Here is a 9,606-nt window from a genome sequence, read left to right on the forward strand (position 1 = left end):
GCCCGATCCAGTCGGTACGATCGCCCGATGAACTCCAATGGCTGCCCGTTCTGCACCCTGCCCCGCGCGCGCATCCTCGGCGGGAACGAGCACGCGCTGTGGATCCGCGACGGCTTTCCTGTCTCGCCCGGCCACAGCCTCGTGATCCCGAAGCGCCACACCGGCTCCTTCTTCGACACGAGCGATGCCGAGCGCCAGGCGCTGCTGGCGCTGCTCGACGAGGCCAGGGCTGCTGCCATCGCCGAGTTCGCGCCGGCCGGCTTCAACATTGGCATCAACGACGGGCCGGCCGCCGGGCAGACGGTGCCGCACCTGCACCTCCACCTCATCCCGCGCTACGAGGGCGACCAGGCCGACCCGCGGGGTGGCGTGCGCTGGGTGATTCCCGAGAAGGCCGACTACTGGAGCGGGCGCTGAGCGTGGCTGCCTTGCCGCCGCCTTCGGCCGAGGCGCAGCTCGCGTTCCTGGCCAAGCTGCAGCGGCTCTTCGCCGAAGGCGACTTCACCGCGACCTACAAGTTCGCGCTGCTGATCGCGCTGGCCGACCTGGCGGTGGAGCTCGGTGCCGACGACGGCCAGGCGCTGGAGCTGTCCACGCGCCGCATCGGCCAGCGCTTCATCGGCCTGTACTGGCAGCAGGCGCTGGCGTACGGCACGGGCCGCCCCGGCACTGCCGCCGGCATCCTGGTGCAGAACCTGGGCGAGCAGGCGGCGGTGCTGCGCGCCATCGCCGAGTTCCGCGCCAGGAGCCGGGCTGCCACGCAGCAGCAGGCGGCCTTGGACCCGGCCTACCCCGCGCTGCTCTCCAGCGTCAGCGCCACGGTGTCGGCCCAGCCGCTGCAGTACCTGCAGAACTTCGGTGGCGCGACCGACGCGTTCCTCTACGAGCGCCCGGGCCCGGGGCGCGTGCGGCTGCTGCCCGGCGTGGCGTACTGCCTGCGGCGCTTCCACCCGCTGGTGCTGCAGCTCGCGCGGTCGCACTGGGTGTCGCACATCAAGTCCAACCGGCGCAACCACGCCATCCTGGGCGACGCGGGCGATTTGGAAGATTTCCTGTTCTCGACCTCGCGGCAGTCGCTGGAAGCCATCGGCGCGGGCCTGCGCAAGCTCGACGGCGAGCGCTGCTTCTACTGTGGCCTGGCGCTGGGCACGGCCGCCGACGTGGACCACTACGTGCCGTTCTCGCTGTACCCACGAGACCTGGCGCACAACTTCGTGCTCGCGCACCCGGCGTGCAACCGCAGCAAGGCCGACTCGCTCGCGGGCCGGGACCACCTCGAGCGGTGGCTGCAGCGCGTGGTCCAGCAAGCGGACGCCTTGTCCGAGATCGGGCTGTCGGCGGGCATTGCCGCGGATGCGGCAACGAGCCACCGGGTGGCCGCCTGGAGTTACGCCAGCGCGGCCGCCAGCGGTGGACACGCCTGGCTGGCACGCTCACTTTACGAGGCCATCGACCAGCAGCATGTGGAACTGCTCACGGCAGCGCCCGTGCAATGCTGAAGCCGGCAAGGGTGGTTCGCCGCGAAGGGGTGCCTACCGCCTGCGTGATGCAGCCGCGTGGCGCCCCCGCCACCAGCCCGGCCCCAGCACCGGACGCGCCAGTGCGGCGCCGGTGAGACCCAGCAGCAGCGTTCCCTCCAGCCAGGACAGCGGGCTCGCCGCAACGCACGCGCTGCCTGCCAGCCACAGCGTCGAGGCCGTGAAGCAGCCCGCGGTCTTGAGTAGCGACTTCAACGAATGGGGCATGGACTTGGGCGGCGGGGCTGCTTGCGTGGGACGAACGCCGCACCGGCATGGCAGCGTCCATGGCACCTGACGGCGCCCTGGCCACATGCACCAGGCCTTGGCACGCGGGCGCCTTGGCGTTGCCTTGTCAACCGCTGTGGCCGCTCCGGAGGTGTTTCTCTGCCTGTGCCCAAAGCGGCCCGGCTTCCGTGTCGGCCTCGCCGCTCGGTGCGTCCGGGCGCAGGGTCAGGCACTGCCTTCGCCATGGGCCGTTTTCCTTGTCCAGTGGGCGGTACGCCCGCCCAGGCAGGCCCTGGAGTTGGACGGATGCGGCGATGGCCTCAACCAGGGACTGCGGCGACACGAGCTGTGTGAACGGGTTCAACTGCTTCCTCCAGTTGCCGTGGTTTGCGAATGTATCCACAGCCTGGAGCCCGTGCCGGTACTGCCCAGTCTGATGCGGGGGTGGCTTTTCCCCCACTCCGATGCCGCGGGCCTTTCACCACTGCAACGGTGCGCGTCGTCGGCGCGTCACCGCAGCCCGACCGCCAGCATTGCCGCGTGGTCCAGCATGGCGCTGTCAGGGCCGGCTCGGGGGGTGACCCCTGGGAGCGGCTACTGCTGCCGGAACTCCTTGCGCCAGAGCTTCTCGACTTCCGCGGCCAGCGCCGGCGCCGGGGATCCGATCAGCGTGCTGCGGTCCTTCTCGTGGAGCATGCCGACCACCGTGCCGCTGGCCGGGGCGTACATCACCAGCATGTTGTTGTCGGCACAGTCGTGCGGCTTGCAGGGCGTGGCCACCTGGTAGGCAACGCCGCCCACCGTCACGGTGCGCACCAGCGCGCTGTTGCCGAGCCTCGCCAGCCAAGCCGTCTTCGCCTTGGGTCCGAGGGCCGCCGAGTAGGCCGCGGGAAACCGGGCGTCGCGCAGCAGGTCTTCCGGCGTCACCATGGCCTCGGCGGCCCATGCAGCGGAGCCGCACAGGGCCAGTCCCGCCACGGCCACCAGGTTGGACAGTCGAATCAGTTGCATGAGCGAACCTCCACGGCGGTTGCATCGACGAATCCGACCCTGCGGCCAGGACGCTTCAAGGCCTGTCCATCACGGGGGTGCCGGCGATCCGAGAGCCGCGACGGCATCCACCCGCAACGCGGCAAGGCCGTGGCGGCCGGACCGGCGGCGACACGGTGAAGGCCGCTGCTGCCAAGCGTTGCCCATGCGCCGGCCACCCGGCCAGTGCCGGCTCCGGTGTCGGTCGGCCATAGACGGAAACGGGTCGGGAGCGGCGGGTACAGCCCGGCCCGTGCTGCTGCTGCACCTCACCGGTGCGCAACTGCTGGCAGTTGCCACGGCCAGCGAACCGCCACAAGGCTCACCTGCCAGGACCTCGGCTGCGCGCTTATCCCCTGCGGCTGTGGATAACGCTGTGGTGTACCGGCCCGTGCGGCAGCCAAGTCGTTGATGCCGAAAGGATTGGGACGAATGCCCAAAAATGAGGCAGCAGAGCCCCGGTCTTCCGCAGCCGCGGCCCGAACCGTTGCCCCGCCATGCCATCCCCGGTCAGGGCAGCAGCGCCTGCGTGGCCGAGGCCGCCGCAAGCGCCAGGTGGTCCTCGGCCGGTGAGGCGGTGGCTGCCAGCCCCACGGCCGACAGAACAGCCAGCGCCAGAGTCGCTGCAGCCACCGCGCCTTGCATCCTGTCGTTCATCCACGGCCCCCCTTGGGCGTTGTCGTCTCGTGCCGACCCAACACATGCACAGCCGTGGGCCAGGAAACGTGCGGTCCACGATTCCTCGGGCTGCACGGACCCTGCCGCTTGCGCTGCCATGCCTTCACCTCATGGTGGCTCGGCAGGGATGGACAGCATTCGCTTCACCGGCCGCTGTCGATTGCGGCCCAAGTTACCGTTGCAGGCTCAACGCAACAGGGCACCGCCGCGTTGACGCGGGCCGGTCCCAGGCCGGAACGGCATCGGTATCAGTGATGCCGGCGGGCAGGCAACAGAGCGATCGGCCGCCCGCCGGTGCAGCGCTGGCGCAGTGTGTGAACCTCGTGACGCCACTGCGCCAGCGTGAACTCGCCCCGTGCGGCCCGGCGCTCCAGGTCGGCAAAGGCGGTTGCGTATTCGGGATAGCTGTCGTCAGGGCCAGCCTGGATGGCGAATGGCGTGTTCATGTCGTCGCTGTCGGTGCATTCGGATGGGCGCGGTTGAACTCAGCCGCGGCGGTGGGGGTCGCCTAACCGCTGAACTGCCCGGCTGTCTTGACGCCATCGTAGGCAACCAGACCGGCGGTGTCGTTGCGGTTTCCACGACCGTGAAAACCCCTTCCCTGCGCCCTGCCGGCCGCGGCAGCGCTGATGTCGTGACCTGCGCAGAGCCTGTTTCGCCGCCGCGGTCCCTGGGGCTGGCCGTCTGCGCAAACGATGCGCCCATTCTCCTTCGCCGGAGTTGCTGCCGAGCCAGACCAGCCGCAGGCCCGGACCCCGTGCTTTCCCGCGTTCCGGCTTGCCCAGGCACTGGCTGCCGCGGCGTGCGTGGCGGTCTCCGCATGGCAGGCAGTGGGTGGTCGGTTTCGACAACACGCTGGCGGGCTTGCACACGTTCGGGATGGCGGCGCTCCTGGCAGTCCTCTCCTGCGCGCTGGCCGGGCGCTTCCTGCTCGTGTTCGCGCTGGCCATGGCGCTGGGGCTGGTGCTGCTCGCACACTGGTTGCCCTGACCCTCGCCGTCGCCAGAGGCCCGCGTATAACCTGCCTCGACTGCGCTGCACAACGGCGTGCGCTCAACACGGGCCTGTCCTGCTGGCTGGCAGCGGCTGGCGTTGTCTCACAGTGAATGCTGCGAGCGGGCGGGCCTCACCAGCCGTGCGCGAGGTTGGCGAACCCGAGGGCGACGAAGACGACGAACAACGCCCGCTGGAACGTGGCGGCGCCGATGCGCAGGCGAACGCGCTCGCCGAGCCGCAGCCCCGCGATGGCGGCACCCAGCGCCAGCGCCGTGCCCGGCGTGAGCAGTGCGTGGCTGCCCGAGACCTGCAGACGCAGCGCCAGCGCCAGCGCCAGCGTGGCCACCGTGAAGGACAGCCCCAGCGCCTGCACCATCGCGTCCTTGTCCAGGCGCAGCGCCTGCAGGTAGGGCACCAGCGGGACGACGAACACCGCCGTGGCCGCCGTCACGGCGCCGGTCACCCCACCCGCGGCCAGGCCCGCCCAGCGTGAGCGCCGCGACACCAGAGGCAGCCGCGGGCGCCACAGGCCCCACAGGCCGTAGAGCACCAGCACCGCGCCCAGCAGCCGGTGGGCATCGCCCGACACCGCGCCTGCCGACGCCGGCACGGGCAGCAGCACGGTGACGACGGCCAGTGCCAGCCAGGCGGGCCACAACGTCTTGGCCAGCTCGTCCAAATGAGTACCGCGACACTGCGCGACGTTGGTGGCCAGTGCGGGGACCACCAGCAGCGCGGCGGCCTCGGCTGGCGTCATCCACAGGCCCAGCAGGCTCACGGCCACGGTGGGTAGCCCCATGCCCGTGATGCCCTTGACGGCACCTGCCGCAACGAAGACGGCCCCCACTGCCAATGCCTGCCATGCATCCATGCCGGCATGCTGGTGCGCGCGGCTGCCGCGGTCCATCTCAAAATCCGCTGCCTATCCTTCGCCATCGCCGAAGGAAAAGCATGTCATGCCAACTCCACGCCGCACCACGGACTACCGCGTCGATCCTTTCGACCTGCGGCTTTTCGCCAGCGTGCTGGAGCTGGGCACCATCACCGCGGCGGCCGAGGCGATGAGCCTGTCGCTGGCCGCGGCCAGCGCGCGGCTCAAGGGCCTGGAGGCGCTGGTCGGCGCGCGACTGCTGGATCGCTCCAAGGCGGGTGCTGCGCCAACGGCCGCCGGGCGGGCGCTGGCGCGGCACGCGCACCGCGTGCTGGCCGAGCTGGAGTCGCTGCACGTGGAGATGGCAGGCTTTGGCCGCGGCCTGCGCGGCACGGTGCGCATCGCGTGCAACACCGCGGCCATGTCCGAAGCGCTGCCGCCGCGGTTGGGACCCTTCCTCGTCCGCCACCCGGACATCGACCTTGAGATCCAGGAACTCTCCAGCGACGCGGTGCTGCAGGCGCTGCGCCAGGACGCGGCGGACGTCGGCGTCGTGGCAGACCATGTGGACACCTCGGGCCTGCAGGCGAGACCCTGGTTGCGCGACGAACTGGTGGCGCTGCTGCCCTTGCGTCGCGCCAGGGTGTCGGCGCCGAGGCCGCTGCGATTCGCGCAACTGCTGGAGCGCCCCTTCGTGGGCCTGCCCGCCGAGCGCGGACTCAGCCGCTTCCTGCTGCAGCAGGCACTGCGCGGCGGCCGGGTGCCGCATCACCGCGTGCGTGTGGACAGCTTCGACGCAATGGCGCGCATCGTGGCCGCCGGCGTGGGCGTGGCCGTGAAGCCCCGCAGCGCCGCAAGCCGCTGGCAGGACGCGGGCGTGCGCGTCGTGCCGCTGGCCGATGCCTGGGCCCGGCGCCATCTGCTGCTGTGCACCAGCGCGGCCGGCGCCGAGCTGCCCGCCGTGGGGCTGCTCACCGATGCGTTGCTCGATGACCTGGCCGCACCCGGTGCTGCGGCGCGCAGGTCCCAGGGGCGCTGAGTCCCTCAAGCCTGCACCCCCGGGCTGTGCAGGCAAGGCCATGGGCGCGTGCTCGGCACGCCCGCTATCGTTGCTGCTGCCGGCGCACAGGCGCCGATGCAGGAGCCAGCGTGAACGAGCATGACTACTGGACGGACCAGGCCAAGGTCGTTCGCGAGCTCATCCGCAGCGAGGACAGCGTCCTGACGAGCCGCATGGGCTGGATGGGGGTGCTCGAAGGGCTGCTCATGACCGCCTTCGGCGCGGCGTGGAAGGACGGCCCTGTCGTCTTCCTGATGCTGGTGGCCATCACGGGCCTCTTCGTCGCGCTGTCCACCCTGAACGCCGCGACCACCGCCGTGGCCACGATGGGCCGCCTCACGGCGTGGTGGGATGGCAACCGGCCCTCACGCTATTGCGGCGCCGACGTGATCGGCCACCGGGGCGAGCAGTGGAAGATCGCGTGGCTGCGGCCTTCGTACCTGCTGCCCACCGTATTCGCCCTGAGCTGGCTGCTGGTCCTGGCCTACACCGAGCACAAGCGCCTCGTCGTCGGCTCGGTGTTCTGAAACAGCCTGTGCCGCAGCGGTGCCAGGGGTGATGCCGGCGCAGGCTCTGCGGTGAGCCGCTGCGCTGCCGTCACGGTCAAGGAGCCCTGGAGCGAGGACGCCCCAGGTCGCGCAGTTGCGAATGGCGCTCTTGCACGAGCCCTCATGCCGGCCACACGGCTGGTGACCTTTGGCTGATTGCGGGGCCGGCCTGCGCGCCTACAGTGCATCACCAAGGCACCGTGAGGAGACGGCGATGGAGTTGTCGCGCCGTGCGACGGAGCTGCTCGGCACGGCCGCGCTGTCGGCTGTGCTGGGCTGGACAGTGCATGCCTGGCAAGCACCGCAGCCTGCCGCCGCGCCGGTGGCGCGCGATACCGGTGCCAAGGCTGCACAGGCCCTGACACCCACCATCGTCGTGTCGAGCGACGGCTTGGCAAGCCTGCATGTGGAGCGCATGCCCGTGGAATGGGTACTGGCCCAGATCGCAAGGCAACACCCGAAGGGCGCCCTGCTGCCAAGTCTCGCCGGCAGTCGGCCTGCGCCAGCGGCCACGGCCGGCACGAGGGCACAGCCGGCTTTCGTGCCGGAATGCGCCGCCACGGCTCATACATCGCCGGCACAGGCCGAGCGGCTGCTGCAGCGCATCCGCCTGGGCACCGAGGAAGAGCGTGCGCAAGGCCTGCTGCAGGCCCGGGACCTGGGTCTCACGGTGCCGGCCGCCACGCTGAAAACACTGTTCGAGACCGACGCCTCGGAGCAGGTGCGGCTGCTGGCGTTCGAGCAGTACCTGGAAACCACGACAGGCGACACGGCCTCCGTACGCGAGGCCTTGCAGGCAGCGCTCTACGTGCCCAGCGCGGCCATCCAGCGCGAGGCTCAGCGGCGCCTGGACGAGCTCTCGCAGGGCGAGCGCATCGACGCTGCCTCGCCCCAAGTCGCGGGCCGCTGAGGCGGCCGCGGCCTGTTCCGTCCGGCAGCTTCGCGCCGGACTCCTTCTTCCGCGCTGGCGCGGACCTTCAGGGCGGGGTCCGTGTCGGCCTGTCGTCACCGCCCTGGACACGAAAGCCACGCCATGAGCCACCGCTTCACCCCTCGCCTCGCCGTTGCCGCCCTTGCGCTCATGGGCGCCGGCGTGGTCCACGGCCAGACCGTCTCGGCCGTGACCAACCCGAACAACTGGACCTTCTCCAACGCGGGGCAGATCGCCGTGCCCGGCATGACCTCGGCCTCCTTCTTCAATGCCGCGGGCCGGCGCTTCATCGTCACCTTCGCCGCGGAGTGCGCCGTCGATGCCCCGGCGGGCAACACCATCGCCTGGACCGACGTGGACATCGTCGTGCTGCGCCCCAACGACACGACGGCCGCCACGCTGGCTCCTACCAATGGCTCTGGTGATGCGTTCTGCGCGGCCAACGGCACGGCGGGTTACGACGGCTGGGAGAGCAACAGCATCACGGCCGTGGGCGGCACCAACCTGCCCGCAGGCACCTACCGCATCCTGGTGCGCGCGCGCCTCAACGGCGGCGCCACCGGAGGCTGGTTCGGTGAGCGGGCACTGGTCGTGGCACGCTGAAGGCGGCCGCGCTGGTGCACACGACAAAGGCACGGCGCCAGTGCAGCGGAAGCAGCCCGGGCTGAGCACCTCAGCGCCCGTGTGGCCGGCATGCCTGCCGCGGCGTGCCGCGAGTCCATACTGGCGTCAGCCCATCCCTCCGTGACGCCCCATGTGCGCGAACTACGAGCCCCCGACGCCACGCCACCTGCGCCTTTCCCTTCAGACGCTGGAGCCCACGTTCTCCTATGCCGGCGAGGCCTACCCGGGCTCCAAGGCGGTGTTCGTGACGGCGGGCGAAACCGAGACGGCCGACTTCTCGCCCTGGCCGGGCGTCTTCGGGCTGCTGCCGGCCTGGGCCAGGGACGACAAGCTCGCACGCGCCACCTACAACGCCAGAAGCGAAACCGTGGCCGAGAAGCCGAGCTTTCGCCAGGCGTGGAAGGCCAGGCGCTTCTGCCTGATCCCGGTGCAGTCCATCTTCGAGCCCAGCTACGAGTCGGGGCACGCGGTGCGCTGGCGCATCGCGCACCGCGACGCAGAGCCGTTTTTCCTCGCCGGCATCTGGGAAGAAGCGCAGCGCCAGGAGCGGCCGCTGTGGTCGTTCTCGATGCTCACCATCAACGCCGACTCTCACCCGCTGATGCGGCGCTTTCACAAGCCCGGCGACGAGAAGCGCTCGGTGGTGGTGGTGCCCCAGGAGCGGTGGCGGGACTGGCTCTACGCCGACGAGCGAGAGGCCCGGGCGCTGCTGCAGCCCTTCGACCCGGAAGCGTTCACGGCGAGCCCGGCACCGCGGCCAGCGCGCAAGTCGGCCGGCGTCGAGGTGGCGAAGGACGATCCGGCGGCTTGACCGGCAGGGTGCCAGGTGCCGCGGCGTCCAGGCCTCGTCGTCTTGTCAAGGCCATGGCCCTGCCAACAACGGCACGGAGGGATTCCATGGGCGAAGTCGCGTCCAGGGGACCGCCGCGCATCAGCCTGCCGGTCAGCGGCGCTTCTTGCGCCGCGGCTTCGGCGCGGCGAACGGCGCCAGCCAGGCACTCACCGCGGCGCCAGCGGCCTGACGCGTGGCCGTGGCAGCGCTTTTCTTCGCGGTGCTCCTCGCGCGACCCCGTGCCGCACCGGCGACGGCGTTGGCGCCGCTGAGCCACATGCTCAGGATGGGG

14 protein-coding genes are annotated in these 9,606 nt (G+C 70.9%); 8 read left to right on the top strand and 6 right to left on the bottom strand.

The window, feature by feature from the left end; all coding sequences use genetic code 11:
• Positions 1-27 precede the first annotated feature (27 nt).
• Complete coding sequence (locus tag FJ694_RS35435; protein WP_157272220.1) at positions 28-417, top strand: HIT family protein; 390 nt, start codon at positions 28-30, stop codon at positions 415-417.
• Between the two features lie 2 nt (positions 418-419).
• A complete protein-coding gene (locus FJ694_RS35440; protein ID WP_157272221.1) occupies positions 420-1,499 on the top strand; it encodes an HNH endonuclease in 1,080 nt (359 codons plus the stop codon).
• Positions 1,500-1,532: 33 nt separating this feature from the next.
• Here the strand turns inward: FJ694_RS35440 and FJ694_RS35445 are convergent, their stop codons facing one another.
• From FJ694_RS35445 to FJ694_RS35460, 4 genes are all read right to left on the bottom strand, one after another.
• Positions 1,533-1,745, bottom strand: a complete 213-nt coding sequence (locus FJ694_RS35445) for a hypothetical protein (RefSeq protein WP_157272222.1) — start codon at positions 1,743-1,745, stop codon at positions 1,533-1,535.
• A gap of 594 nt (positions 1,746-2,339) precedes the next feature.
• Positions 2,340-2,756 carry an Ivy family c-type lysozyme inhibitor gene (locus FJ694_RS35450; RefSeq protein ID WP_157272223.1) on the bottom strand — a complete coding sequence of 139 codons (417 nt, stop codon included), beginning with the start codon at positions 2,754-2,756 and terminating at the stop codon, positions 2,340-2,342.
• Positions 2,757-3,284: 528 nt separating this feature from the next.
• Positions 3,285-3,431, bottom strand: coding sequence for a hypothetical protein (locus tag FJ694_RS35455; RefSeq protein ID WP_157272224.1), 147 nt, complete (start codon positions 3,429-3,431; stop codon positions 3,285-3,287).
• Positions 3,432-3,700: 269 nt separating this feature from the next.
• On the bottom strand, positions 3,701-3,898 hold the full coding sequence (locus tag FJ694_RS35460; RefSeq protein ID WP_157272225.1) for a hypothetical protein: 198 nt from the start codon (positions 3,896-3,898) through the stop codon (positions 3,701-3,703).
• 388 nt (positions 3,899-4,286) lie between these two features.
• Here FJ694_RS35460 and FJ694_RS35465 point away from each other — a divergent pair, with 388 nt between their 5' ends.
• A complete protein-coding gene (locus FJ694_RS35465) occupies positions 4,287-4,442 on the top strand; it encodes a hypothetical protein (protein ID WP_157272226.1) in 156 nt (51 codons plus the stop codon).
• A gap of 136 nt (positions 4,443-4,578) precedes the next feature.
• On the opposite strand, the gene FJ694_RS35470 is transcribed toward FJ694_RS35465, so the two are convergent.
• Positions 4,579-5,355 (bottom strand): sulfite exporter TauE/SafE family protein, encoded by a 777-nt coding sequence (locus FJ694_RS35470; protein ID WP_157272227.1) that lies wholly within the window; start codon positions 5,353-5,355, stop codon positions 4,579-4,581.
• Positions 5,356-5,404: 49 nt separating this feature from the next.
• Here FJ694_RS35470 and FJ694_RS35475 point away from each other — a divergent pair, with 49 nt between their 5' ends.
• The 5 genes from FJ694_RS35475 (at position 5,405) to FJ694_RS35495 (ending at position 9,293) form a co-directional block, all read left to right on the top strand.
• Positions 5,405-6,358, top strand: coding sequence for a LysR substrate-binding domain-containing protein (locus tag FJ694_RS35475; protein ID WP_157272228.1), 954 nt, complete (start codon positions 5,405-5,407; stop codon positions 6,356-6,358).
• Between the two features lie 110 nt (positions 6,359-6,468).
• The gene (locus FJ694_RS35480; protein WP_157272229.1) at positions 6,469-6,906 is read left to right on the top strand and encodes a hypothetical protein; all 438 of its coding nucleotides are present in this window, start codon (positions 6,469-6,471) and stop codon (positions 6,904-6,906) included.
• Positions 6,907-7,141: 235 nt separating this feature from the next.
• A complete protein-coding gene (locus tag FJ694_RS35485; protein ID WP_157272230.1) occupies positions 7,142-7,837 on the top strand; it encodes a hypothetical protein in 696 nt (231 codons plus the stop codon).
• Between the two features lie 123 nt (positions 7,838-7,960).
• Positions 7,961-8,461 carry a hypothetical protein gene (locus FJ694_RS35490; protein WP_157272231.1) on the top strand — a complete coding sequence of 167 codons (501 nt, stop codon included), beginning with the start codon at positions 7,961-7,963 and terminating at the stop codon, positions 8,459-8,461.
• Positions 8,462-8,612: 151 nt separating this feature from the next.
• On the top strand, positions 8,613-9,293 hold the full coding sequence (locus FJ694_RS35495) for an SOS response-associated peptidase (RefSeq protein WP_157272232.1): 681 nt from the start codon (positions 8,613-8,615) through the stop codon (positions 9,291-9,293).
• A 132-nt stretch (positions 9,294-9,425) separates the two neighbouring features.
• Here the strand turns inward: FJ694_RS35495 and FJ694_RS37515 are convergent.
• Positions 9,426-9,606: hypothetical protein (locus FJ694_RS37515; RefSeq protein ID WP_232540372.1), on the bottom strand; the 181-nt coding region annotated here is incomplete at its 5' end.

Source organism: Azohydromonas aeria (assembly GCF_009760915.1).
GTDB classification, from domain to species: Bacteria; Pseudomonadota; Gammaproteobacteria; order Burkholderiales; family Burkholderiaceae_C; genus Azohydromonas; species Azohydromonas aeria.